Genomic DNA, 25,715 nt, shown 5'->3' with positions numbered 1-25,715 from the left:
GGGCTGGCGCTATCGCAGGCAAGCCAGCTCCCACATTTTGACCGTGCTCCAACCGTGAGGTCAGTGCCGCTCGAGGGCGTTGACCAGATCGTGGAAGGCTTCGCGATTGGATTCGTTCAGGCCCATCAAGATCTTGTGCGCCTCCAGCACCTTGAGCCGAACCACTTCCTCGGACTGGTCCTGGGACGGCAAGTCGGTCAGGCACTCCGGACACGGGATCGGGCGGTCAACGATGTTGAACACCTGGTCGAAGCCCATCGACTGCAACAGCCGGGTGATGTCTTCGTGGGTGGTGACGACGGTCGGCAGCAGCCCAACCTTCTGCCGAGACAGAATGGACAACTTGGCCAACAGCCCAAGGGTGGTGCTATCGATGCTGCGGGTTTCGGTCAGATCGATCACGATCGCCGAGAAGTTCAAGGCAGTGAAAATCCGCTCAATCGTTGCATCCAGCGCCGAACACAAGGTCAGGCGCACTTCACCGACAAACTTCAGGACGAAGGTCCCGTCTTGCTCGGCGAATTGGATTCTTCCGGTACTCATCAAAGATTCCTGCTCAACACCAATAGGGCGATATCATCCGGCATCTCCCCTAGCGTGGCCAATCCAAAAACCTGCCGCAGGCCATCCAGGCTGCCGCCCGCCGACCTTACCCGTTCGGGCAAGGCGGCTTCTTTCTCTTTGAGTGTAGGCTCTGGAAGAAGGTCCAGGATGCCATCGGACATCAGCGTCAGGCTGAAGGCCGGTGGCAACTCCAGGATATGGTCTTCATAGGTGGCTTCATTGAACAGGCCAACCGGCAGACCACGCCCTTCCAGATAACGCACACTGTCTGGAGTGTATAAAACCGGCAATGGCAGGTGACCGCCAATGCTGTAGGTCAACAGACCGGTTTCTTCATCAATCACGCCGCCGACCATCGTCACGTGCTTGCCCAGCTTGCAGCTGATCAAGCCCCGGTTGATGTGGCCCAGCACTTGCGAGGGAGTGAACTCCGGCAAGGTGCCGTTGCGCTTGGATTCGAACAACAGCCGTGTGGTCATGAACTTCAACAACACGGTGACGAATGCAGAGGATGCGCCGTGTCCAGAGACATCGGCCAGATAGAACGCGACGCGGCGCTCATCCACGCGGAAATAGTCGACAAAATCACCCGACAGGTACAACGACGGGATGATCTGGTGGGCGAACTGGAACTCGTCGATGCTCCAGGGACTGACCGGCAGCATGTTCATCTGCACCTGGCGACCGGCGTTCTGGTCTTCCTGAAGCAGGTTGAGACTGGCTTCGAGTTCACGGTTGGCGGTTTCGAGCTTCTCGCGGTAGCGCTGGTTTTCCAACAGCAGGCGGGCACGATCCAACGCGCGGCGCACCGAGTGCTCCAATACGGCCAGGTCTTCCAGGGGTTTGATCAGGTAATCGGCGGCGCCCAGGCGCAAGGCCTCCACGGCGTCGTTCATCACCCCGGCACCGGATACGACAATCACCGGCGTCTGCGGGGCAAGCTCGGTCACCTGGCGGATCAGCTCAAGGCCGCCCATCTGGGGCATGCGCAAGTCGCAGATCACCAGGTCGGGCTGGTCGCGCTCAAACACCTGGAGACCCTGAAGACCATTGCCGGCCTGCAGGACGCTGAAGCCACTGTCTTCCAAATAGGCTGCGAGACTCGCGCGCACTACTTCGTCGTCATCGATTATCAGCAGCGTGGCACTGGTTTTTTGCATGTGGGCAAACGGCGCCAGAATTAGGTTGGCGTAGGCAGTCAGGCAATGGCCCGGCTCGCACTACTGGATTCGCTTTCTAGCCTCTCTGTCCTACAAAACATGAGCTGTTGGCCCACGCACAAAGGTAAAGCAGAGGTGCCCTTCTAAGGCGCAGACGGTACTCCCATCCGCCAGGGGTTTCAAGCTCATGCCGATGGTCGCTGGGCGTCTTTACATCGCAAATCACCGGGAGTTATAAGAACAGGCAAAACCACAACGCAATGGAAGGATGAAAGCTATGAGCGCAAATGAACGTAACTACGCAGAAAAGCGCGATTTCATCCGCATGAGGGTGGATGCCGACGTGTCGCTGATCCATGCCGGACAAGAGATTGCCGGGGTCTGCCTGGACCTCTCCAGCTCTGGAATGCAGGTCCAGGCGCAGCACCCGTTCAACGTGGGTGACCAACTGAAGGTGCGCATCGACTCAGAACATGCCGCGCTCAAAGGCCTGGAAGCGGACACCGAAGTGGTATGGGCCAAAAAAGAAGACGACGATCTACACCTGGGCCTGAAAATCCTCAAGAAGTACTGAAATCAATGCACACAAAAAAGGCGGCCTCGAGGGCCGCCTTTTTCATTCAAGGTTTAACCTTAAAAGTCATCCACTACATTGCCATCCTTGACCTTGAACTCACGGTTCTGCAGGTAGGCGTTGCGGATAAAGGTGTATTTGTCGCCGTTGATCAGCTTTTCAGCCGACAGCAGGCTGGCGCGAGTATCGATGATATCCAGGCCCATGGCGCTGTTACGCGTAGGAATGTCGTTCATGTAGCGGTACGGTTCGGTGTAGCTGTCGACATACTTGGACGGAGCATCACGCAGGGTGCTTGGGCCCAGCAATGGCAGCATCACGTAAGGACCGCTGCCCACGCCCCAGTAACCGAGGGTCTGGCCGAAGTCTTCATCGCTGCGTTGCAGCCCCATTTTGGTGCCGACATCAACCAGGCCCAACACGCCAAACGTGGTGTTGACCAGCAAGCGCGCGGTGTCGACACCCGCCTTTTGAGGCTTGAGCTGCAGCACGTTGTTGGCCAGGTTGCCCACATCACCGATATTGCGGAAGAAGTTGTGGATACCGTCTTCGACAAATTGCGGAGTAATGAACTGATAGCCCTGGGCCAATGGTTTCAATGCGTAGGTATCAACGGTGTCGTTGAAGGTGAAGATCGGGCGGTTGATGCTTTCCCATGGATCGTCTTCCGCAGCCTGGGCAGCGAAAGGGACCAGCAGGACACTGGCACACACCGATAGTTGAGCAAGACACTGGCTCCAGCGCATAGCTTGAACTCCTTGAATGATCTGTCATGGGCGCTATGCCCTGAATAAGGCGGCAGTATATGACGGAAGTGTAGGATTAGGCAGCTTGACGGAATTGTCATTCAGAAAATGTACAATTTTCCCACAATCTAGTCAGGTGTCATCTGCCTGTCACGGACCTTCGATAGCGTCACAGCTATTTTCAGGGACGTCCACATGCCCCACCCCCAGATCCTTGCAGACAACGCCCCCGCCCTGACCGCCGTGTTGTTTGGGCTCAGTGGTTGCCTGGTGGACTTCGGTTCCATGGCCCACGCCGGAACCATCCCCGCTGGCGAAACCCTGGCCACCCCTGGCGCCCTGAATATCCTGCAATCGCTCAGTCAACAAGGCACCCCCTGCGCCTGGTTGGATGAGTTGCCCTCCACCGTCACCACGGCACTGGCCACAGCCCTGCCCGGCTGGGTCCAAGGTACCCGCCCTGCAACCATCCCCTGGCCTGCGCCCCATGCCTGCTGGCAAGCCTTGATGGACCTGAACATTGCGCGCCTGGATGGCTGCGTGCTGGTCAGTGGAGAACCCCGACTGCTGCAGTCGGGGCTCAATGCGGGGCTCTGGACGATTGGCTTGGCGTCCTGCGGGTCTTTGTGCGGGCTCTCCCCGGCCCAATGGCAAGCACTGGACGAACAGGCGCGTGAACACAAGCGCGCCAAGGCCACCGTCGCGCTATACGGGCTGGGGGTGCACTCGGTAATCGATCATCTGGGTGAGCTGGGCACGTGCCTTGCGGACATCCGCCTGCGCCGGCTCAAAGGCGAAAAGCCCTGATCAAGATCATGCACAGTCGCCGCCAGTGGATTAATCTACAGGTCATCCCGTAGACCTTTCTCGGCGTGCCGTGGTCTATGCCAGTGCCTATCGATAAAAGGAAGAACGCCATGCCTGCCCGCGAAAAACTGCAAGAACAGGTTTCCATCCTGCGCGAGCAATTGAAACAGGACCCGCCTCTGCCACTGGAAAAACGCGAAGCGCTGGAAGCATTGATTGCCAAGTTTGAAGTGCAACTGGAACTGGAGCCTGCCACCCAGAACCCCAGCCTTGCAGACGGTGTAAACCTGGCGGTAGAACGCTTCGAGTTGGAGCATCCGGGCATTGCCGGGACATTGCGCAATATTGTGGTGACCCTGGGCAATATGGGCATCTGACCCCAAGCCAAGCCCAAAACCCAATGTGGGAGCTGGCTTGCCTGCGATGGCGGTGTATCAGTCACCTAACTTTTGACTGAAAGACCGCTATCGCAGGCAAGCCAGCTCCCACATTTGTTTGGTTTGAAGCTTACTGGCGGGCCAGGCGCAGGTTCTGGAACTGCACAACCTCGGTACTGCGGTAAGGATTGATATCCAACCCGCCCCGACGCACATACCGCGCATAAACCGTCAATTTCTCAGGCTTGAGCAAGCGCTGCAGATCGAGAAAGATCCGCTCCACGCACTGTTCATGAAAGTCCGAGTGCTGGCGGAAACTCACCAGATATTCCAACAAGCTGGAATGATCCAACGCCGCGCCGCGGTACTCCACCGCCACGCTGCCCCAATCCGGTTGGCTGGTCACCGGGCAGTTGGACTTGAGCAAATGGCTGTGCACGCTCTCCTCGACCACACGGGAATCGTCGCAGCGCAGCAGTTCCGGGCGCGGGTGCTCGTAGTTGCTGACGCTGATATCCAGGTCATCAATGCACACCCCCGGCAGGCGTACCACGCCTTCGTCTTCCACCTCGGCCAGGCTGCGGATGCGCACGCCCACCGATTTTCCGGCCGCCGCGCTCAAGTCAGCACGCAAGGTCGCCTCAAGGTCGGACACCTCGGCGAACGGCGTCTGGTTCAACGAATTGAGGTAGAGCTTGAAGGATTTCGACTCGATGATGTTCGGCGAGTCAGCCGGGATGCTGAACTCACCGATAGCCACCACCGGCTTGCCAGACGGCAGCAGCCAGGACAGTTCAAAGCAGTTCCAGAAATCCACGCCGTTGTAAGGCAGCGTTTCGGCGGTGAGGCCCAACTCGGCCCATTTGGCGGCGCGAGGGATGGGAAATAGCAATGAGGGTGTGTAAGTGGAGATGTATTCACTGGACTTGCCCAGCGGCGAATGTTCGGCTGCGGGATGCATGGCGGAAACCTGGCTAAATAAACCCCGCCAGTCTACCAGCCTTTGCTCGCGCCTTTGAGCATCACCTTTACGGGCTGACGTGCAGCTTGCCAACCATTCCCGCCTGGTAGTGCCCTGGGAGGTTGCAGGCAAATTCCAGCGCGCCAGCCATGCTGAAGGTCCAGGTCAGTTCGGCGGTCTTGCCTGGCTCCACCAACACACTGTTGGGATCGTCATGTTTCATCCCGCCCATATCGCCATGCCCCATCGCTGCGTGGTCCATCTGGCCCATGCCGGTGGCGGTCAGCATGCCGCTGGCCTGCATCTTGAGCATTTCCTTCTGGTGATCGGCATGCATGCGCGCATCACCCAGGTTGAATTCGTGCAGCAACCGGCCCTTGTTGACCAACACAAAGCGCACCGTCTCACCGGCTTTTACATCAAGAGACGTTGGGGCAAAGGAAATATCCTGCAGCACCACCTCAACTGTACGAGTGGCCTTGGTTGCCGGCGCTGCCTGGCCAAAGGCAAACGTGTGGCCACCATCGGCCAGCGCCGGAACACTCAACATCATCAGGCAACCTGCCAGCCACCAAGATTTACGCAAAAACATGTTTATCCTCCAAAGGTGTAAGACCCGCTTGTGGGACACTCTAATAATGCGCCGCTGCCAGCTACCTGACTGCTAGATTACAACTTTGTCAGGTTGCGCCAGCCCCCCGGTGCACACGGTATAAAGCCCGCTGCTACCCGTTGCCATGAGTTGCCTATGAAACTGCTGATCGTCGAAGACCAACCCAAAACCGGCCAATACCTGCGCCAGGGCCTGACCGAAGCCGGGTTCAATACCGAACTGGTGGCCGACGGCACCACCGGCCAACATCTGGCGCTGACGGGCGACTACGACTTGCTGATTCTGGATGTGATGCTTCCCGGGCGCACCGGCTGGCAAATCCTCCAGGCCGTGCGCAGTGCCGGCCTGGAAATCCCGGTGCTGTTCCTCACCGCGCGGGATGCGGTCGAGGATCGGGTCCACGGCCTGGAGTTGGGTGGCGACGACTATCTAGTCAAGCCTTTCGCCTTTTCCGAACTGCTGGCCCGGGTGCGCAGCCTGTTGCGCCGGGGCAGCAGCACCCCCCAAGAGACCAGCCTGCACCTGGCCGACCTGCGCCTGGACCTGATCCGCCGTCGCGTGGAACGCAGCAACCAGCGCATCGACCTCACCGCCAAGGAGTTCGCCCTGCTGGAAATGCTCCTGCGCCGCCAGGGTGAAGTGTTGCCCAAGTCGCTGATTGCCTCCCAGGTCTGGGACATGAATTTCGACAGCGACACCAATATCATCGAAGTAGCCATCCGCCGCCTGCGCTTGAAGGTCGATGACGGTTTTCCCAATAAGCTGATCCACACCGTGCGTGGCATGGGCTATGTGCTGGAGGAGCGGTTCAGTTGATGAAGCGCCTCTCCCTGGCCAGCCGTCTGGCGTTGCTGTTTGCCGGTTGCACCGCCGTGGTCTCGCTGCTGGCGGGCGTATTGTTCAGCCAGGCCAGTGAAAAGCACTTCATCGAACTGGACCAGCAACTGCTCGACAGCAAGCTGATGACCCTGCGCAGTGCCTTACAAGATGCCGATACCCCGGCGCTGTTCGCCCAACGCGTGGCCGCACTGACCGACGAACTGAGCCATCAACCTGACCTATCCGTGCGCATCAACGCCGCAGACGGCCAGCGCTGGTTTGATAGCTCCCCGTACATTCCCGCCGAATTGCCCACCACCCCAGGCCTGCACAGCCTGCAAAACGCCGGCACCAATTACCGGGTGTACAACGTCCCCTTGAATCCCGGCCAGCCAGGTTCGGCGCAGCTCGTACTGATGCTGGACATCACGCACCACCAACACTTCCTGCAACGCATGCAGCACTTGATCTGGCTGACGGTGGGCCTGTCCGCCGTGGCGACCGCACTCCTCGGCGCCTGGGCCGCACGCAGCGGGCTGCGGCCCCTGCGACGGATGACCGAAGTGGCCAGCCGCGTGCGTGCCCACTCCCTGACCCAGCGCCTGCCCCAGGAACAGATGCCGGCCGAGTTGGCGGAACTGGCCCAGGCCTTCAACGCCATGTTCAGCCGCCTGGACGACGCGTTCCAGCGACTGTCGGCGTTCTCTGCCGATATCGCCCATGAACTGCGCACGCCGTTATCGAACCTGCTGACCCAGACCCAGGTGATCCTCACCCACCCCCGCCCGCTGGAGGACTACCGCGAAGCGCTGCACAGCAATCTGGAGGAGCTGCAATGGATGGCCCAACTGGTCAATGACATGCTGTACCTGGCCAAGGCCGACCACGGATTGCTGAACCCCAAACGCGAACCGCTGGCCCTGGCCAACGAGGTGGACGCGTTGCTGGAGTTTTTCGCGGCATTGGCCGAAGACGCTCAGGTCAATCTGCTGCGCGACGGCAGCGCCACTACCGCCGGCGACCGCAGCATGCTGCGCCGGGCGTTTTCCAATCTGTTGGACAATGCCGTGCGCTTTACCCCGCCGGGGGGTGAAGTACGGGTGAGAATCAGCGAAAACGCCGAGTGCGTAACGCTGAGTGTGGAAAACACCGGGACCGGGATCCCCCAGGCGTTACTGCCCAAACTGTTTGACCGGTTCTACCGTGTGGATCCGGCGCGGCATGAAGGTAGCAGCGAGCATGCGGGGCTTGGGTTGGCGATCACCCAGTCGATTGTGCGGGCGCACGGGGGGAGGATTTTCTGTGAGTCGCAGCCGGGGTGGACGCGGTTTGTGATTGAGTTACCCAAGGGGGATTGATGCAAGCTGGACGGGCCTCATCGCGGGCAAACCAGCTCCCACATTTTGATTTGTGAATACAGTCAAATGTGGGAGCTGGCTTGCCTGCGATAGCGATCTCAAAACCTACGAATATCTCAGAGCATGCGCCGGCTCGATCTTCGCCGCGCGATACGCCGGGTAGATCGTCGCCAAAAAGCTCAACACAAACCCGGCGCTGCAAATCAGCAGCACATCGCCACCTTGCAGTTCGGAAGGCAGGTTGCTGACAAAATACACGTCCGAACTGAAGATATGCTGCCCGGTCACGCGCTCCATCCAGCCCACCAACTCACTGACGTTGAGCGCGGCAATCACCCCCAGCACACCGCCGATCAACGTGCCGACGATACCGATCACCGTGCCTTGGACCATGAAGATCGCCATGATCTGCCGTGGCGTGGCGCCAATGGTGCGCAGGATCGCGATGTCCGCGCCCTTGTCGTTCACCACCATGATCAGCGTGGCGATGATATTGAAGGCCGCGACGGCGACGATCATCAGCAACAGCAGGCCAATCATGGTCTTTTCCATCTTCATCGCGCTGAACAGGCTGCCCTGGGTATGGGTCCAGTCGTCCGCCTTGTAGGCTGCGCCGAGGCCGGTGGCGATATCCGCCGAAACCTTGGGCGCCGCATACAAATCCTTGACCGCCAGGCGCACACTTTGCACCTGGTTGGGCTGCCAACGCAGCATTTGCGCGGCATCGGCGACATGGATCAGGGCCATCGAACCGTCCAGCTCGGCACCGACCTTGAACACGCCCACCACGTTCAAACGCTGCATGCGCGGGGTGATGCCGCCAGGAGCAGTGCTGATTTCCGGGACGATCAACGTCAGCTTGTCGCCCACGTTCAGGCGGAAACGGCGCGCGGTGATTTCCCCGATCACCACGCCGAACTCACCCGGCTGCAGGTTTTCAAGACTGCCCTGGACGATATGCTGGGTGACGATGGACACCTTGCCTTCCTGGGCCGGGTCGATACCGCTGATCTGGATCGGCTGCATCGAGCCCTTATAGGACAACATGCCCTCCATCTCGGTAAACGGCACGGCGGCGGTCACTTCGGGATTTTTCAGGGCTGCGGCGGCCACCGGCTGCCAGTCGCTGATCGGGTTGACGCCGACGATGGTGGCATGCGGCACCATGCCAAGAATGCGCGAGCTCATTTCCCGCTGGAACCCGTTCATCACCGACAACACCACGATCATCGCCAGCACGCCCAAGGCGAGGCCGATCATCGAGGTCATCGAGATAAACGAAACAAAACGGTTGCGGCGCTTGGCGCGGGTATAGCGCGTGCCGATGAAAATCGATAACGGTCTGAACATTCGCTTGCACCGCCTGAAAAAATAGAAAACCCAGGCACAGGCGCCCGGGCTTGAAACAGGTCAGATGGCGACCAGATGACCTTCCTGCAGGTGCAACACGCGGTCCATCTGCCGGGCCATGCTCATGTCATGGGTCACCACCAGGAACGCGGTGCGCATCTGGGTGCTCAGCTCCAGCATCAAGTCCTTGATGCCCTGGGCGGTGTGGGAGTCGAGGTTGCCGGTAGGCTCGTCGAGCATCACCAGGCCCGGGTTGTTGACCAGGGCACGGGCAATCGCCACACGCTGGCGCTCACCACCGGACAATTCTGCCGGCTTGTGCTCCAGGCGATGGCCAAGGCCGACGCGTTCCAGCAACGCGGTGGCACGCTGACGCGCCTGCGGGATCGCGGTCTTGCCGATCAATAGCGGCATGCACACGTTTTCCAGGGCGGTGAACTCTGGCAGCAAGTGGTGGAACTGGTACACAAAACCCAGGGAGCGATTGCGCAACTGGCCGCGGGCTTTCTCGTTCAGCGCCGAGAGTTCTTCACCGGCCAGCCACACACTGCCCTGGGACGGCGTATCAAGGCCGCCCAACAGGTTGAGCAAGGTACTTTTGCCGGAGCCGGAACTGCCGACGATCGCCACGCGCTCGCCCGGATGCAGTTCCAGTTGCAGGTTGGACAGCACTACCACCGACTCCGGGCCTTCCTCGTAGGATTTGCCCAGGTTGCGGCAGCTCAGGATTGCTTTTTCACTCATGCCCGATTCACTCATAACGTAAAGCCTGCGCCGGCTGGGTACGTGCCGCGCGCCAGGCTGGATACAGGGTGGCAAGGAAACTCAGGACCAACGCGGCGCCGCCGACCATCAACACATCCTGGCTCTGCACCTGGGATGGCAAGTAGTCGATGAAGTAGACGTCGGCGTTGAGAAACTTGTGGCCGATCAGGGTTTCGACGCCGGCGATGGCGGCGCTGACATTCAGCGCAGCGAAAATGCCCACCACCGTGCCGATCAAGGTGCCGACCACGCCAATCACCGTGCCCTGGACCATGAAGATCGCCATGATCTGCCCCGGCGTGGCGCCAAGGGTACGCAGGATGGCGATATCGCCCTTCTTGTCGTTCACCACCATCACCAGGGTGGAGATGATGTTGAAGGCGGCCACGGCGACAATCAGCAGCAGCAACAGGCCGATCATGGCCTTTTCCATGCGGATCGCCTGGTACAGATTGCCGTGGGTACGGGTCCAGTCGCGGGCGTAGTACTGGCTTTCACCCAGGTGCTGGGCGATTTCCCAGGCTCCGCGCGGGGCCTCGAACAAGTCGTTGAATTTCAGGCGCAGGCCCTGCACCTGGTCCGGCTTCCAGCGATGCAGGCGGGCCAGGTCGGTGAGGTTGGTCAGGCCAAGGAAGCCATCGATCTCGCCGGCGCCGACATGAAAGATGCCGACCACGGTAAAGCGCTTCATGCGCGGGAACATCCCGGCCGGGGTCACCGTGACCTCCGGGGCGACGAACGTCAGCTTGTCGCCGATGCTCACGCCCAGTTTGGCCGCCGCGCGGTCGCCAATGACGATGCCGAAGCTGCCAGGCGTCAAGGCGTCGAGCTGGCCCTGCTGCATGAACTGGTCAATGATCGAGACCTTGCGCTCCTGCGCCGGGTCAATGGCATTGAGCAGGACTTTCTGCACCTTGCCATCGTTGGTCAGCAACCCCTGCATTTGGGTAAACGGCGCGACCGCCAGCACCTTGGGGTTCTGCTTGACCTTGTCGGCCAGGCCTTGCCAGTCGCCCAGGGGCTCACCGGACTCGATGGTCGCGTGGGGCACCATGCCCAACACGCGGGTGCGCATCTCATGATCGAAGCCATTCATCACCGAGAGCACCACGATCATCACGACCACGCCCAGGGCGAGTCCGATCATGGAGGTCAGGGAAATGAACGACACAAAATGATTGCGACGCTTTGCACGGGTATAACGCGTGCCGATAAATACGAAGAGAGGTCTGAACATGTCGGGGCTTGTTCGGAGGAAAAGAAGACGTCCCGGTGGCGGGGTCTGGTAAGCAGCTTTACACTCAGACCATTACCGTTACCTGGGGTTCGCCATGACGACATTAGATGAAGAAGATCGCCGCGAATACTACCGTATCGACGACATGATCGCACTCCAAATCAAAAGCCTGTCTGCCCCCCAAGCGGCGAGCAAGGAAGTGTTGCTGGATGATTCCCCGCTGTTCAACCTACTCAGTGAACTGCACCTGAGCGAATTCGAGTCTCAGCACCTGCTGCGCCAGCTCGGCGAGCGCGATCGCACCCTCGCCGCCTTCCTCAAGGTGCAGAACAAACGCATGGATTTACTCAGCCAAGTCATGGCGCAAAGCCTGCTGGGTGAGATCGGCGCGCCGCAACCTGTGATCATTTCCGAAGGCGGCATCGACTTCCAGCATCCCACACTACTCGCGCCCGGCAGCCACCTGGCGGTCAAGCTGGTGCTGATGCCCCAGGCACTGGGTCTGTTGTTGCGGGCCAAGGTCACCCATTGCGATCCCAAGGGCGACGGCTTTGACGTGGGCACCGAGTTCGAATCCATGACCGATGCCCAGCGCCAGTTGCTGGCTCGCTATATATTGCAAAAACAGGCCCAGGAGCGGCGCCTGGCCCGGGAACAAAGCGAAGGCCAAGACACCTGATTTCGTATTTATCCAGCCATTATCTGGCGAAAAGGAGCAACTGTGACCCTGATTTATGGCCACCGCGGCGCTAAAGGCGAAGCACCGGAAAACACCCTGACCAGCTTCCAGCAATGCCTCAAGCGCGGCGTGCGTCGTTGCGAGCTGGACTTGCACCTGTCCATGGACGGCGAGTTGATGGTGATCCACGACCCGACCTTGAAGCGTACCGCCGACCGGCGCGGCAAGGTGGTGGAATACGCCGCCGCCGACTTGGTGAAGATGGACGCGCGCAAGGGCGGCCCTGGCTGGGTCACCCCCTGCCCGATCCCGCGCCTGGAAGAGCTGTTCGAAAAGTGCGATTTCGACCACTGGCAACTGGAAGTCAAAAGCGCCTCACGCACCCGCGCCGCGACCACCGTACTGGCGATTCGGGAAATGGCCCAGCGCTTTGGCCTGCTGGACAAAGTCACCGTAACCTCAAGCTCGCGGGAAGTATTGAAAGCCGCCCTGGAGCTGACGCCGGACCTGTCCCGTGGACTGGTGGCCGAATACGCCTGGCTCGACCCGCTGAAGGTCGCGCAGAACTATGGCTGTGAGATGCTGGCGTTGAACTGGACGTTGTGTACCCCAGAGCGCTTGGCCAAGGCCCAGCGCCAGGGGCTGCACGTGTCCGTGTGGACAGTCAACGAGCCCGCGCTGATGCGCAGGCTCGCCGACTTCGGCGTAGATAGCCTGATTACAGACTTTCCCGGTTTGGCCACTGCCACTCTCGGGAATTACTGAAATCGGTCTCCCCGGCCGGCTCAGGCCACCGGCCGGAGCCGCTCAAAAAAGCCGGTTGAGGCCATCGTAGGCCGCTACCCGATAGGCTTCAGCCATAGTCGGGTAGTTGAACGTGGTGTTGACGAAATACTTCAGGGTATTTTGCTCGCCCGGCTGGCTCATGATGGCCTGGCCGATGTGCACGATCTCTGAGGCCTGGTAGCCGAAGCAATGCACGCCGAGCACTTCCAGGGTTTCGCGGTGGAACAGAATCTTCAGCATGCCCTGGGGCTCGCCGGCGATCTGCGCACGCGCCATGCTCTTGAAGAACGCCTTGCCCACTTCATAAGGCACCTTGGCCTTGGTCAGTTCGTGTTCATTCTTGCCGATGGAGCTGATCTCGGGAATCGTGTAGATCCCGGTCGGCACATCATTCACGTAGCGCCAGCTGCCGTTGTCGACAATGCTGCCAGCAGCCGAACGGCCCTGGTCGTGGGCGGCACTGGCCAGGCTCGGCCAGCCAATCACGTCGCCCGCACCGTAGATGTTGGTGACGCAGGTGCGATAGTTCTCATCCACTTCGATCTGGCCACGGCTGTTGACCTTGACCCCGATGTTTTCCATGCCCAGCTTGTCGGTGTTGCCGGTACGGCCGTTGCACCAGAGCAAGGCGTCGGCCTTGATCTTCTTGCCGGACTTGAGGTGCAGGATCACCCCATTGTCCAGGCCTTCAACGCGGTCGTATTCCTCGTTGTGGCGCACGGTGATGTTGTTGTTGCTGAAGTGGTAGCTCAACGCCTGGGAAATTTCCGAGTCGAGGAAGCTGAGCAACTGGTCACGGTTGTCCACCAGCTCCACCAGTACACCCAGGCCGCTGAAAATCGAGGCGTACTCACAACCGATCACGCCGGCGCCGTAGATGATCAGTTTGCGCGGGGTGTGGCCCAGGCTGAGGATGGTGTCGCTATCGTAGATACGCGGGTGGTGGAAATCGATATCGGCCGGGCGATACGGGCGCGAGCCGGTGGCGATGATGATGTGCTTGGCCACCAGCTTCTCGACCACGCCGTTGGCGCAGACCACTTCGACGGTTTGCTCGTCGGCGAAGCTGCCGGTGCCGAAGAACAGGTCGACACGGTTACGAGCGTAGTAGCCGGTACGCGAGGCGACTTGCTTGGAAATGACTTTCTCGGCGCTTTTCAGTACATCCGGGAACGAGAACCAGCGCGGCTCACCAATGGCCCGGAACATCGGGTTGGTGTTGAACTGCATGATCTGGCGCACCGAGTGACGCAAGGCCTTGGACGGGATGGTGCCCAGGTGGGTGCAGTTACCGCCGACCTGACGACGGCTATCGACCATCGCCACCTTGCGTCCTGCTTTGGCGGCATTCATCGCCGCACCTTCTCCAGCTGGGCCGGAACCCAGTACCACCACGTCGTAGTTGTAGACAGCCATGCGTACTCCTCAGAACAGGCCAGGGCGCACGGTTGGGCGCCTGGCTAAATCATGCCGCGGCCAGCGGTCATGAAGGATCAAATAGGCTCAGGTGTGTGAGCCGGGGCACAGTCTATATAAGGCTCAACGCCGCGCACATTAACCCTTGGTCGCGTCGTAGGCCAGTTTTGCCTTTACTACACAGTATTGATTACGGCTTGACCGCCGTCAGTTGGTCGAACGCTTTGTTGCTGCGTGTGACGAAAGCATCCCCCTCACGCATCACAAAAAATGCTGCGATCCGCTGTTTTTCTGCATAGTCCCAACCCTCTTCAGGCCCCAGCACCAACAGCAAGGTCGACAATCCGTCAGCCATCAGTGCCGAAGGCTCCAGTACCGTGACCGACGCCAGGTGATGAGTAATAGGTGCGCCGGTCCGGGCATCGAGGGTGTGGGAATAGCGGTGACCATCCTGCTGGAAATAATTGCGATAGTCACCTGAAGTAGACACTCCGAAACCGTCCACCGCGATAATCCGCTGCGCTACCTGCTGGTCATCACGGGGCTCCTCCAGGGCCACGCGCCAGGGCGTGCCGTCGGATTTGCGCCCGGCGGCCTTGAGCTCGCCGGTCACTTCGACCAGGTACCGCTCAATGCCCAATTGCCCAAGCCGCTCGGCAATCCGGTCCACCGTGTAGCCGGCGGCGATGCTGTTGAAATCCACCTGCACTGCCGCGTCCTTGCACAACTGGCCAGCGTCGACACGCAGGTGCTGATGGCCCACCTGCTGGCGGGCCTGGGCCAATGCCATCGGGTCCGGGATCTTTATCTGTCGCGCCTGGGGGCCGAAGCCCCACAGGTTCAGCAGTGGCTCGACCGTCAGGTCAAACGCCCCGCCACTGGCCTGGGACAACTGCTCGCCGGTGCGCACCAAATGCAGGATCGACTCGGGCATCGGCTGGCAACGGTTGGCCGGCAGGTCGTTGAAGCGCTCAATGTCGGAATCGCTGCGATAGGTCGACATCTGCCGATCGACCTCGGCAAGGATGCTCTCGACCTGCGGCTGGACCACCCCGGCCGCCGGCGTACCGGGAGCACGCACGTATTTGATCGAGTAAGTGCTACCCATGGTCGGGCCGCCAAAAAGCTCCAGGGGCTCATCGCCGCCACAGCCCGTCAACATCGCCAACAAAGCCCCCGCCACCGCGTATCGCAAACCACCCATAAGCCACACACCCTTATCGCTACTGAAACTGAATGAAGCCGCACTCAAGCATATTTACGGGGCGGGCCATTATGCGGCATGTCGTCGCCTGGCGAGGGCTGGCACACAGCAAATAGCCAGCTTGCTAACGGTTTTTGTTGCTCGCCAACACGGATACACATATGGTTACAAAACTCTTTGGCGCCGCCGCGCGCCCAGATTCTGCAGCACGGACGAACAACAACCAGGGACTTCCAACAAGATAGCCAGTTGAGTAAATGACATGTCCAGCACCACGGGCAAAGGCAAGGCGATCTTTCGCGTTGTCAGCGGTAACTTCCTCGAAATGTTCGACTTTATGGTCTACGGCTTCTACGCCACGGCCATCGCCAAGACCTTCTTCCCTGCCGACAGCGCCTTTGCGTCCCTGATGTTATCCCTGGCGACCTTCGGCGCCGGGTTCCTGATGCGCCCGCTGGGGGCGATTTTCCTCGGCGCCTACATTGACCGCCACGGCCGTAAAAAAGGCCTGGTGATCACCCTGGCCATGATGGCCGCCGGTACCGTGCTGATTGCCTGCGTACCCGGCTACGCCACCCTCGGGGTAGCCGCCCCGCTGATTGTGCTGTTTGGCCGGTTGCTGCAGGGCTTCTCTGCAGGTGTGGAACTGGGTGGGGTCTCGGTGTACCTGGCGGAAATCGCCACGCCGGGGCGCAAAGGCTTCTTCGTCAGTTGGCAGTCCGCCAGCCAACAAGCCGCGGTGGTATTCGCCGGCCTGCTGGGCGTGGGCCTGAATCACTGGCTGAGCCCAGACGAAATGGGTGAATGGGGCTGGCGCGTGCCGTTCCTGATCGGCTGCCTGATCGTGCCGGTCATCTTTGTGATTCGCCGCTCCCTGGAAGAAACCCCGGAATTCCAGGCGCGCAAACACCGCCCTACCCTGCAGGAAATCATCCGCTCAATTGGTGAGAACTTCGGCATCGTTTTGGCAGGCATGGCGCTGGTGGTGATGACCACCGTGTCGTTCTACCTGATCACTGCCTACACACCGACCTTCGGCAAAGCCGAGTTGCACCTGTCAGACCTGGATGCGCTGCTGGTCACCGTATGCATCGGCTTGTCGAACTTCTTCTGGCTGCCGGTGATGGGCGCCGTGTCGGACAAGATTGGCCGCAAACCCCTGCTGCTGGCGGCGACGATCCTGGCAATCCTCACGGCGTATCCGGCCCTGTCGTGGCTGGTGGCCAATCCGAGCTTCAGCCACCTGCTGCTCGTCGAGCTGTGGCTGTCGTTCCTGTATGGCTCGTACAACGGCGCCATGGTGGTAGCCCTGACCGAGATCATGCCGGTGGAGGTGCGCACCACCGGTTTCTCCCTGGCCTACAGCCTGGCGACCGCGACTTTTGGCGGCTTTACCCCGGCGGCCTGCACTTACCTGATCCATGTACTGGATAACAAGGCAGCACCGGGGATCTGGCTCAGTGGGGCAGCGGTGCTGGGGTTGGTTGCAACCCTGGTGCTGTTCAAGGGTAACCGGCATGAACTGCGCACTGCGCAGGCTTCGGTGGTCGGTGGCGCCTGATGGATCGCTATCGCGGGCAAGCCCGCTCCCACCTTTGAATGTGTTCGCAAATCAAACTGTGGGAGCGGGCTTGCCCGCGATGAGGCCTTCAAACCCAACACAAAACCCCCAGACACAAAAAAGCCCCGAACCAGTCGGGGCTTTTTCATTTAGCGCTGATGCTTAGCGCGGGAACGCAGGCGGGTTGACCCCGGCCATGTCTTCCATCACGCGTACCACCTGGCAGCTGTAACCGAACTCGTTGTCGTACCAGACGTACAGTACAACGCGGTTATCCTGGGTGATGGTCGCTTCAGCATCGACCACACCGGCGTGGCGCGAGCCAACGAAGTCGGTGGACACCACTTCCTGGGAATTGACGAAGTCGATTTGCTTATGCAGATCGGAGTGCAGCGCCATGTAGCGCAGGTACTCGTTCATCTCTTCACGGGTGGCGGCTTTCTCAAGGTTGAGGTTGAGAATGGCCATCGACACGTTCGGCGTTGGTACACGGATCGCGTTACCGGTCAGCTTGCCGGCCAGCTCAGGCAGGGCCTTGGCAGCAGCGGTGGCAGCACCGGTCTCGGTGATAACCATGTTCAGCGCGGCGCTACGGCCACGGCGATCACCCTTGTGGAAGTTGTCGATCAGGTTCTGGTCGTTGGTGTACGAGTGAACGGTTTCAACGTGACCATTGATGATGCCGAACTTGTCATTCACAGCCTTGAGCACCGGCACGATGGCGTTGGTGGTGCAGGAGGCGGCGGACACGATCTTGTCGTCAGCGGTGATTTCGTTGTGGTTGATACCGTGAACGATGTTCTTCAGCTTGCCCTTGCCAGGCGCGGTCAGAACAACACGGTCGATACCCGGGCAGGCCAGGTGCTGGCCCAGGCCGTCGGCATCACGCCATACGCCGGTGTTGTCCACCAGCAAGGCGTTCTGGATGCCGTACTGGGTGTAATCCACCTCGGTCGGGTTCTTCGCGTAGATCACCTGGATCAGGTTACCGTTGGCGGTAATGGTGTTGTTTTCTTCGTCGATGGTGATGGTGCCATTGAACGAACCGTGTACCGAGTCGCGGCGCAAGAGGCTCGCGCGCTTGGTCAGGTCATTTTCGGCGCCTTTGCGCACGACAATGGCCCGCAGGCGCAGGCCGTCGCCACCGCCGGTTTTTTCGATGAGGATGCGTGCCAGCAGGCGGCCGATACGACCGAAGCCGTAGAGCACAACGTCAGTGCCTTTACGGGCGGCGGCGTTCTGCTGGCCAACCACTTCGGCCAGTTCTTCACGCACGAACTGCTCGGCGCTACGGCCGTTGCCTTGGGCGCGGAATTTGAACGCCAACTTGCCCAGGTCCACCGAGGCCGCGCCGAGCTTGAGCTCGCTCATGGCTTTAAGCAGAGGGAATGTTTCGTGGACGGAGAGTTCGCTATCGTCGGCAGAACGATGGCGAGCAAAGCGATGAGCCTTGAGAATCGCGATGACTGATTGGTTGATCAGGCTGCGGCCATAGATCGAGCTCACCACATTGTTATTGCGGTACAGCTGACCGATAAGCGGGATCATCGCTTCTGCGAGTGCTTCACGGTCGATCCATTCACCAAGACACTGGTCGGGCTTCTGAGTCACGGGAACCTTCCACATGTAGGGGCTGAAAAAAGGGGCTACATTATGCCGCCCGACTGCCCTTGGAGCAATGCGCGCCACGCAACAAAAGCCCTTGCAAATAATTTTCACCGCGCTACAGGCCAGTAAATACGCGGCTTCCAGCGCACCCCTCGGGGAAAGGCCCGACCGACTTGTCCGTAACCCTCCGAAACATACGTGCATTTCGGCACTACATATTGAGTCAAAACCGCACATTGTTTGTCTTAGCCACTACATTTCCTACAAACCGTAATAGGCACAGTCAGCAACTGACAGGCGGCACTCCAGGCCGTTACAATTACCGACTTTGTCGCAACGCTGGAGCTCAACCTTCCGTGCCCGTCCTGCGTCTACCGCTACTCCCTGCCGAGGCAGGTAAACAGCATTGGGGCAATTTGCCCGGTGCCGCCCTGAGCCTGGCCATTGCCGAGGCTGCCAGTGCAGCCAAACGCTTTACCCTGCTGCTGACCGCCGACAGCCAAAGTGCCGAACGGCTGGAGCAGGAGCTGAGCTTCTTCGCCCCCGATTTGCCGGTGCTGCACTTCCCGGACTGGGAAACCCTGCCCTACGACTTGTTCTCGCCACACCAGGACATCATTTCCCAGCGCATCGCCAGCCTGTACCGCTTGCCGGAACTGGCCCACGGCGTGCTGGTGGTACCGATCACCACGGCCCTGCACCGCCTGGCGCCGACCAAGTTCCTGCTGGGCAGCAGCCTGGTGCTGGATATCGGCCAGAAGCTCGATGTGGAGCAAATGCGCACCCGTCTTGAAGCCAGCGGCTACCGCTGCGTCGATACGGTGTATGAACATGGTGAGTTCGCGGTGCGCGGTGCGCTGATCGACCTGTTCCCGATGGGCAGCAAACTGCCCTACCGCATCGACCTGTTCGACGACGAAATCGAGACCCTGCGCACCTTCGACCCGGAAAACCAGCGCTCCATCGACAAGGTGCAGTCGATCAAACTGCTGCCGGCCAGGGAGTTTCCCCTGCAAAAAGATGCGGTGACACGCTTCAAGGCGCGCTTTCGCGAACGCTTTGACGTGGACTTCCGCCGCTGCCCGATCTTCCAGGACCTGAGCAGCGGGATTACCCCCGCCGGTATCGAGTACTACCTGCCACTGTTCTTCGACGAAACCTCGACCCTGTTCGATTACCTGCCCCAGGACACTCAGGTGTTCTCGCTGCCCGGTATCGAACAGGCGGCGGAAAATTTCTGGAACGACGTACGCAACCGCTATGAAGAGCGCCGCGTCGATCCCTCCCGGCCTTTATTGCCGCCTGCCGAGCTGTTCCTGCCGGTGGAAGACTGCTTTGCCCGCCTGAAGAACTGGCCGCGCGTGGTCGCCAGCCAGCAGGATGTAGAAGCCGGTGTCGGTCGCGAACGCTTCCCCGCCCAAACCCTGCCGAACCTGGCCATCGAAGCCAAGGCTACCCAGCCGCTCCAGGCATTGTCCGACTTCCTTGGCGATTTCCCGGGCCGCGTGCTGTTTACCGCCGAATCCGCCGGGCGCCGCGAAGTGCTACTCGAGTTGCTGGAGCGCCTGAAGCTGCGGCCAAAAACCGTCGACAGCTGGCCGGACTTTGTGGCCGGCAAGGACCGCCTGGCGATCACCATTGCGCCTCTCGATGAAGGCCTGCAACTGGATGATCCGGCCCTGGCGCTGATTGCCGAGAGCCCGCTGTTCGGCCAACGCGTGATGCAGCGCCGGCGCCGTGAAAAACGTGCGGACGCCAACAACGACGCGGTGATCAAGAACCTCACCGAACTGCGCGAAGGCGCACCGGTGGTGCATATTGACCACGGCGTCGGACGCTACCTGGGCCTGCAGACCCTGGAGATCGACAACCAGGCCGCCGAATTCCTCACCATGGAATACGCCGAGGGCGCCAAGCTCTACGTGCCCGTGGCCAACCTGCACCTGATCGCACGCTACACCGGCAGTGACGACGCCCTCGCGCCGCTGCATCGCCTGGGCTCCGAGACCTGGCAGAAAGCCAAGCGCAAGGCCGCCGAACAGGTACGCGACGTGGCCGCCGAACTGCTGGACATCTATGCCCGCCGCGCAGCCCGCGAAGGTTATGCGTTCGCCGACCCGAAGGCCGACTACGCCACCTTCAGCGCCGGCTTCGCCTTCGAAGAAACCCCGGATCAACAAACCACCATCGACGCCGTGCGCGCCGACATGCTTGCGCCCAAGCCCATGGACCGCCTGGTCTGCGGCGATGTGGGCTTCGGCAAGACCGAAGTGGCGATGCGCGCCGCATTTATCGCGGTGCATGGCGGCCGCCAGGTGGCGATTCTGGTACCGACCACCCTGCTCGCCCAGCAGCACTACAACAGCTTCCGCGACCGCTTTGCCGATTGGCCGGTGACCGTGGAAGTGATGAGCCGCTTCAAGTCGGCCAAGGAAGTGAATGCCGCTGTCGCCGATCTGGCCGAAGGCAAGATCGATATCGTCATCGGCACCCACAAGCTGCTGTCGGACGACGTGAAGATCAAGAACCTGGGCCTGGTGATCATCGACGAAGAGCACCGCTTTGGCGTGCGCCAGAAGGAGCAGCTCAAGGCCCTGCGCAGCGAGGTCGATATTCTGACCCTGACCGCGACGCCAATCCCACGCACCCTGAACATGGCGGTGTCGGGCATGCGCGACCTATCGATCATCGCCACGCCGCCGGCGCGACGCTTGTCGGTGCGCACCTTCGTCATGGAGCAGAACAACAGCACGATCAAGGAAGCCCTGCTGCGTGAGTTGCTGCGCGGCGGCCAGGTCTACTACCTGCACAATGATGTGAAAACCATCGAGAAATGTGCCGCCGACCTCGCCGAACTGGTGCCGGAAGCGCGGATCGGCATCGGCCACGGGCAGATGCGCGAACGCGAACTCGAGCAGGTGATGAGCGACTTCTACCACAAGCGCTTCAACGTGCTGATCGCCTCGACCATTATCGAGACCGGCATCGACGTGCCGAGCGCCAATACCATCATTATCGAGCGTGCCGACAAGTTCGGCCTGGCGCAGTTGCACCAACTGCGTGGCCGGGTCGGGCGCAGTCACCACCAGGCCTACGCCTACCTGCTGACGCCACCGCGCCAGCAGATTACCGGTGATGCTGAAAAGCGCCTGGAAGCCATCGCCAACACCCAGGACCTGGGCGCCGGATTTGTACTGGCCACCAACGATCTGGAAATCCGTGGCGCCGGCGAACTGCTGGGCGACGGCCAGAGCGGGCAGATCCAGGCCGTGGGCTTCACCCTTTATATGGAAATGCTGGAGCGAGCGGTCAAGGCCATCCGCAAAGGCGAGCAACCTAATCTCGATCAACCCCTGGGCGGCGGCCCGGAAATCAACCTGCGTTTGCCGGCGTTGATTCCCGAGGACTACCTGCCGGATGTGCATGCACGGCTGATCCTGTACAAGCGCATCGCCTCGGCCACCGACGAAGAAGGCCTCAAGGACCTGCAAGTGGAAATGATCGACCGCTTCGGTCTGCTGCCGGAACCGACCAAAAACCTGGTGCGCCTGACCCTGCTCAAGTTGCAGGCCGAGCAACTGGGGATCAAGAAGGTCGACGCTGGCCCCCAGGGCGGGCGTATCGAGTTCGAAGCGCAGACTCCGGTGGACCCGTTGGTATTGATCAAGTTGATCCAGGGCCAACCCAACCGCTACAAATTCGAAGGCGCCACACTGTTCAAATTCATGGTGCCGATGGAACGTGCAGAAGAGCGCTTTAATACATTGGAGGCGCTGTTTGAACGCCTCACCCCAAAATCTGCTTGAAGGACGCCCCATGCGCCTGCTTCGTATCCTGAGCCTGTTGTTGGTGGTAGTCGCACCTTCGGCGTTTGCCGACAGCCTTTACCAGGTGGAAATGATCCTGATCCGCCAGAATGCCGAGCAAGTGATCGAGAGCAAAACGGCGCCGGAAGACTGGGCCGGCGCCGCGCCGCGCCAGGGGATCGAGAAAATCAGCCCGCCGCGCCTGAATAACATCGTCGAGAAACTCAAGGCCAGCAGCGACTACACCGTGTTGCTGCACAAGGCCTGGGAGCAGAACCTGGGCGAACAGCCCGTGAAGATGAAAATCACCGACGGCCAGGAGCAGTTCGGCCAGTTCCCCATCCAGGGCACCCTGGACCTGCAACTGGGGCGCTTTACCCGTATTGACGCAAGCTTCTGGCTCAACCAGTTCGACAACAACGGCCGCGTGATTGCCAGCGAACACCTGAGCCAGCCGGACGTGCGCACCAAGAACAACCAACTCAACTACCTGGACGGCGGGCACCTGGCTTTGCTGATCAAGATCACCTCCCTCACCGCCAAACCACCGAGCGCACCACCGCCCGGCCTGGCGGACTGATCCTGCGCCATGTCCCTGCCGTCGTCGCTGACCAAGCCCCTGGCGCCTTCCTGGGCCAACCGTTTCAAGGAGCAAAGCCTGGAACGTGGCCGGCGCTACGCTCTGGAAAATCGAGTGCGGATCGTCGAGTCCGGCGACAGCACCATCATCGCCAGTTGCGAAGGCTCGGGAGGCAATGTCTACCGCCAGACCATTTCCCTGCGCGAGTCGGCCAAAGGCACCTTGATCCTGGTGGACAGTCGCTGCACCTGCCCCGTACACACCAACTGCAAACACATTGCCGCGGTGCTGCTGCAGGTCCAGGAAACCCTGGCCTATCCGGCAGCGGCCAAGGATGCCGAACTGCTGGAAAAGCTCCAGGCCGTACTGGACAACCGCGTGGTGTTGCCACAAGTGGTGCTCGAGGATGTGCAACCCATTCCCCGGCTGTGGCTGGCCAGTATCGAGTTCAGCGCCTTTGAGCCGCGCAACGGCAAGATGCAGCGCTATATCCAGCACCGGGCGGCGCTGTCGTTCAATTACCAGGGCAACTACGTCAGCGGCCAGAAAAACGCCGATATCATTGTGCGCCAGGAAACCCAGAGCCTGCGGATCAAGCGTCACCCCGAGGTGGAGCAAGGCTTTCGCGAACACCTGCGCCTGCTTGGCTTCAAGATCGCCACGCGCCAGAGCAAGGCCTTGCCGGAAAGCGCCGGCGAGCTGTTTGAGATGGTCAACGACAGCGCCTGGCTGAACTTCACCCTCAACGCATCGCCGAGCCTACGCGCCGAGGGCTGGGAGTTGCAGATTGATGAGGATTTCGGCTTCGACCTGAGCCCGGTCGACGACTGGTACGCCAGCGTCGATGAAGAGCCGGAGCGCGACTGGTTCGACCTGGAGCTGGGCATTATCGTCAATGGCGAACGCCTGAGCCTGCTGCCGATCCTGCTGAACCTGATGCGCTCCCACACCGAAATCCTCAACCCGGAAAAACTCGCGCGCCGCCGCGACGACGAACTGATCCTGGTGAACATCCCCGGCCTGCCCAATGGCGGCCACGGCCCGTTGCAAGTGGCGCTGCCCTATGGTCGGCTCAAACCGGTGCTGGCAACCCTCGGCGAGTTCTACCTGCAAGAGCCCGGCACCACCACCTTGCGCCTGGCCAAGGCCGACGCCATTCGCCTCAACCCGCTGGAAGACCTGCCCCTGCAATGGGAAGGCGGCGAGCAGATCCGCAACTTTGCCCAGCGCCTGCGCGACATCAAGGACTTCACCTGCGCAGCACCCGAAGGCCTGAACGCGACGTTGCGCCCCTACCAGCTCGAGGGCTTGAGTTGGATGCAGTCCCTACGTCAACTGGAAGTGGGCGGGATTCTCGCGGACGACATGGGCCTGGGCAAAACCTTGCAGACCCTGGCGCATATTCTCAGCGAAAAAATCGCTGGGCGCCTGGACCGACCGTGCATGGTGGTGATGCCCACCAGCCTGATCCCCAACTGGCTTGACGAAGCGGCGCACTTCACCCCGCAACTCAAGGTGCTGGCGCTGTACGGTGCCGGGCGCAAGAAACACTTCACCCAGTTGCAGGATTACGACCTGTTGCTGACCACCTATGCCCTGCTGCCCAAGGACATCGAGCAACTGGCCACGCAGCCGCTGCATGTGCTGATCCTCGATGAAGCCCAATACATCAAGAACCCCACCAGCAAGGCCGCCCAGGCCGCCCGCGAGCTGAATGCACGCCAGCGCCTGTGCCTGAGCGGCACACCCCTGGAAAACCACCTGGGCGAGCTGTGGTCGCTGTTCCACTTCTTGCTGCCGGGTTGGCTGGGCGATGTAAAAAGCTTCAACCGGGATTACCGCGTGCCCATCGAAAAACGCGGCAGCGACGTGCGATTGCAGCACCTCAATGGTCGGATCAAACCGTTCTTGCTGCGCCGCACCAAGGAACAGGTGGCCACCGAATTGCCGCCCAAGACCGAGATCATCCATTGGGTCGATCTCAATGAAGCGCAGCGCGACGTGTACGAAACCATGCGCCTGGCCATGGACAAGAAGGTGCGCGACGAGATCACGCGCAAGGGCGTGGCTCGCAGCCAGATCATCATCCTTGAAGCGCTGCTCAAGCTGCGCCAGGTCTGCTGCGACCTGCGCCTGGTCAACGATGCAACCCTGCCGGCGCGCGGCAGCAGCTCCGGCAAACTCGACAGCCTGATGGAAATGCTCGACGAACTGTTTGCCGAAGGCCGCAGGATCCTGCTGTTCTCCCAGTTCACCTCGATGCTCAGCCTGATTGAGATCGAGCTGAAAAAACGCGGAGTCGCCTATGCCTTGCTGACCGGCCAGACCCGCGATCGGCGCACACCGGTGAAGGACTTCCAGAGTGGCAAGCTGCAGATCTTCCTGATCAGCCTCAAGGCTGGCGGCGTCGGGCTTAACCTGACCGAAGCCGATACGGTGATCCACTACGACCCGTGGTGGAACCCTGCCACAGAAAACCAGGCCACCGACCGTGCGTATCGCATCGGCCAGGAGAAGCCGGTGTTTGTGTACAAGATGATTGCCCGCGGCACTGTGGAAGAGAAGATCCAGGCATTGCAGCAGGAGAAGTCAGACCTGGCGGCGGGTGTGCTGGATGGTCGCACCACGGGTGACTGGAAGCTGGGCAATGAGGATATCGAGGCACTGTTTGCGCCGTTGCCCAACAAGCAAGAGAAGCGTTGACTGTCAGCCGTCCCTGTGGCGAGCGGGCTCGCCACAGACAC

Annotated in this window: 22 protein-coding genes; 11 read left to right on the top strand and 11 right to left on the bottom strand. The window is 60.6% G+C overall.

Annotation, left to right across the window (positions count from 1 at the left end; all coding sequences use genetic code 11):
- Positions 1 to 60 precede the first annotated feature (60 nt).
- Positions 61 to 543 (bottom strand): anti-sigma factor antagonist RssC, encoded by a 483-nt coding sequence (rssC, locus tag HBO09_RS10145; RefSeq protein ID WP_029293846.1) that lies wholly within the window; start codon positions 541 to 543, stop codon positions 61 to 63.
- Positions 543 to 1,724: a two-component system response regulator RssB gene (gene rssB, locus HBO09_RS10140; protein WP_169992469.1), complete on the bottom strand. Its 1,182-nt coding sequence runs from the start codon at positions 1,722 to 1,724 to the stop codon at positions 543 to 545. Before rssB ends, rssC begins: the two co-directional genes overlap by 1 nt.
- Before the next feature lie 277 nt (positions 1,725 to 2,001).
- Between rssB and HBO09_RS10135 the strand changes: the two genes are divergently transcribed.
- Complete coding sequence (locus tag HBO09_RS10135; protein WP_169992471.1) at positions 2,002 to 2,298, top strand: PilZ domain-containing protein; 297 nt, start codon at positions 2,002 to 2,004, stop codon at positions 2,296 to 2,298.
- A gap of 59 nt (positions 2,299 to 2,357) precedes the next feature.
- On the opposite strand, the gene HBO09_RS10130 is transcribed toward HBO09_RS10135, so the two are convergent.
- Positions 2,358 to 3,044 carry a VacJ family lipoprotein gene (locus HBO09_RS10130; RefSeq protein ID WP_169992474.1) on the bottom strand — a complete coding sequence of 229 codons (687 nt, stop codon included), beginning with the start codon at positions 3,042 to 3,044 and terminating at the stop codon, positions 2,358 to 2,360.
- Between the two features lie 195 nt (positions 3,045 to 3,239).
- Here HBO09_RS10130 and HBO09_RS10125 point away from each other — a divergent pair, with 195 nt between their 5' ends.
- Both HBO09_RS10125 and HBO09_RS10120 read left to right on the top strand, forming a co-directional pair.
- Complete coding sequence (locus HBO09_RS10125) at positions 3,240 to 3,851, top strand: HAD family phosphatase (RefSeq protein ID WP_169992476.1); 612 nt, start codon at positions 3,240 to 3,242, stop codon at positions 3,849 to 3,851.
- 110 nt (positions 3,852 to 3,961) lie between these two features.
- Positions 3,962 to 4,228, top strand: a complete 267-nt coding sequence (locus tag HBO09_RS10120; RefSeq protein WP_169992478.1) for a DUF4404 family protein — start codon at positions 3,962 to 3,964, stop codon at positions 4,226 to 4,228.
- A 130-nt stretch (positions 4,229 to 4,358) separates the two neighbouring features.
- Here HBO09_RS10120 and queF read toward each other — a convergent pair whose 3' ends face one another.
- Entirely contained in the window at positions 4,359 to 5,189 is an 831-nt protein-coding gene (gene queF / locus HBO09_RS10115) for an NADPH-dependent 7-cyano-7-deazaguanine reductase QueF (protein ID WP_169992480.1), read from the bottom strand.
- 67 nt (positions 5,190 to 5,256) lie between these two features.
- Positions 5,257 to 5,781: a cupredoxin family protein gene (locus HBO09_RS10110; RefSeq protein ID WP_169992482.1), complete on the bottom strand. Its 525-nt coding sequence runs from the start codon at positions 5,779 to 5,781 to the stop codon at positions 5,257 to 5,259.
- 156 nt (positions 5,782 to 5,937) lie between these two features.
- Here HBO09_RS10110 and HBO09_RS10105 point away from each other — a divergent pair, with 156 nt between their 5' ends.
- Entirely contained in the window at positions 5,938 to 6,618 is a 681-nt protein-coding gene (locus HBO09_RS10105) for a heavy metal response regulator transcription factor (RefSeq protein WP_169992484.1), read from the top strand.
- Positions 6,618 to 7,979 carry a heavy metal sensor histidine kinase gene (locus HBO09_RS10100; protein WP_169992486.1) on the top strand — a complete coding sequence of 454 codons (1,362 nt, stop codon included), beginning with the start codon at positions 6,618 to 6,620 and terminating at the stop codon, positions 7,977 to 7,979. Before HBO09_RS10105 ends, HBO09_RS10100 begins: the two co-directional genes overlap by 1 nt.
- Before the next feature lie 105 nt (positions 7,980 to 8,084).
- On the opposite strand, the gene HBO09_RS10095 is transcribed toward HBO09_RS10100, so the two are convergent.
- The 3 genes from HBO09_RS10095 to HBO09_RS10085 are packed head-to-tail and all read right to left on the bottom strand — an operon-like array spanning position 8,085 to position 11,331.
- The gene (locus HBO09_RS10095; RefSeq protein ID WP_169992488.1) at positions 8,085 to 9,329 is read right to left on the bottom strand and encodes a lipoprotein-releasing ABC transporter permease subunit; all 1,245 of its coding nucleotides are present in this window, start codon (positions 9,327 to 9,329) and stop codon (positions 8,085 to 8,087) included.
- A 60-nt stretch (positions 9,330 to 9,389) separates the two neighbouring features.
- Positions 9,390 to 10,073 (bottom strand): lipoprotein-releasing ABC transporter ATP-binding protein LolD, encoded by a 684-nt coding sequence (lolD, locus tag HBO09_RS10090; protein WP_169992491.1) that lies wholly within the window; start codon positions 10,071 to 10,073, stop codon positions 9,390 to 9,392.
- Between the two features lie 7 nt (positions 10,074 to 10,080).
- Positions 10,081 to 11,331, bottom strand: coding sequence for a lipoprotein-releasing ABC transporter permease subunit (locus HBO09_RS10085; protein ID WP_169992493.1), 1,251 nt, complete (start codon positions 11,329 to 11,331; stop codon positions 10,081 to 10,083).
- A gap of 94 nt (positions 11,332 to 11,425) precedes the next feature.
- On the opposite strand from HBO09_RS10085, the gene HBO09_RS10080 reads away from it, so the two are divergent.
- Both HBO09_RS10080 and HBO09_RS10075 read left to right on the top strand, forming a co-directional pair.
- Positions 11,426 to 12,010 carry a PilZ domain-containing protein gene (locus HBO09_RS10080; RefSeq protein WP_169992495.1) on the top strand — a complete coding sequence of 195 codons (585 nt, stop codon included), beginning with the start codon at positions 11,426 to 11,428 and terminating at the stop codon, positions 12,008 to 12,010.
- A 42-nt stretch (positions 12,011 to 12,052) separates the two neighbouring features.
- A complete protein-coding gene (locus HBO09_RS10075; RefSeq protein ID WP_169992497.1) occupies positions 12,053 to 12,775 on the top strand; it encodes a glycerophosphodiester phosphodiesterase in 723 nt (240 codons plus the stop codon).
- A 42-nt stretch (positions 12,776 to 12,817) separates the two neighbouring features.
- Here the strand turns inward: HBO09_RS10075 and sthA are convergent, their stop codons facing one another.
- Both sthA and HBO09_RS10065 read right to left on the bottom strand, forming a co-directional pair.
- Positions 12,818 to 14,212 carry a Si-specific NAD(P)(+) transhydrogenase gene (sthA, locus tag HBO09_RS10070; RefSeq protein ID WP_029300105.1) on the bottom strand — a complete coding sequence of 465 codons (1,395 nt, stop codon included), beginning with the start codon at positions 14,210 to 14,212 and terminating at the stop codon, positions 12,818 to 12,820.
- Between the two features lie 190 nt (positions 14,213 to 14,402).
- Positions 14,403 to 15,416, bottom strand: coding sequence for an FAD:protein FMN transferase (locus HBO09_RS10065; protein WP_169992499.1), 1,014 nt, complete (start codon positions 15,414 to 15,416; stop codon positions 14,403 to 14,405).
- Positions 15,417 to 15,678: 262 nt separating this feature from the next.
- Between HBO09_RS10065 and HBO09_RS10060 the strand changes: the two genes are divergently transcribed.
- A complete protein-coding gene (locus tag HBO09_RS10060; protein WP_169992501.1) occupies positions 15,679 to 16,977 on the top strand; it encodes an MFS transporter in 1,299 nt (432 codons plus the stop codon).
- Between the two features lie 162 nt (positions 16,978 to 17,139).
- Here the strand turns inward: HBO09_RS10060 and HBO09_RS10055 are convergent, their stop codons facing one another.
- Positions 17,140 to 18,603 (bottom strand): glyceraldehyde-3-phosphate dehydrogenase, encoded by a 1,464-nt coding sequence (locus HBO09_RS10055; RefSeq protein ID WP_169992503.1) that lies wholly within the window; start codon positions 18,601 to 18,603, stop codon positions 17,140 to 17,142.
- Positions 18,604 to 18,941: 338 nt separating this feature from the next.
- On the opposite strand from HBO09_RS10055, the gene mfd reads away from it, so the two are divergent.
- From mfd to HBO09_RS10040, 3 genes are read left to right on the top strand one after another with little or no spacing between them, the layout of a single operon-like run.
- On the top strand, positions 18,942 to 22,391 hold the full coding sequence (gene mfd, locus HBO09_RS10050) for a transcription-repair coupling factor (protein ID WP_169992505.1): 3,450 nt from the start codon (positions 18,942 to 18,944) through the stop codon (positions 22,389 to 22,391).
- Positions 22,392 to 22,401: 10 nt separating this feature from the next.
- Positions 22,402 to 22,971, top strand: coding sequence for a CsiV family protein (locus HBO09_RS10045; protein WP_169992507.1), 570 nt, complete (start codon positions 22,402 to 22,404; stop codon positions 22,969 to 22,971).
- A 9-nt stretch (positions 22,972 to 22,980) separates the two neighbouring features.
- Positions 22,981 to 25,674, top strand: coding sequence for a DEAD/DEAH box helicase (locus tag HBO09_RS10040; protein ID WP_169992509.1), 2,694 nt, complete (start codon positions 22,981 to 22,983; stop codon positions 25,672 to 25,674).
- Positions 25,675 to 25,715 lie beyond the last annotated feature (41 nt).

The sequence above is a fragment of the Pseudomonas sp. WS 5027 genome (assembly GCF_012985695.1).
GTDB classification, from domain to species: Bacteria; Pseudomonadota; Gammaproteobacteria; order Pseudomonadales; family Pseudomonadaceae; genus Aquipseudomonas; species Aquipseudomonas hygromyciniae.
The sequence above is the reverse complement of the archived record's forward strand: the minus strand, read 5'-3'. Positions and strand labels throughout refer to the sequence as shown.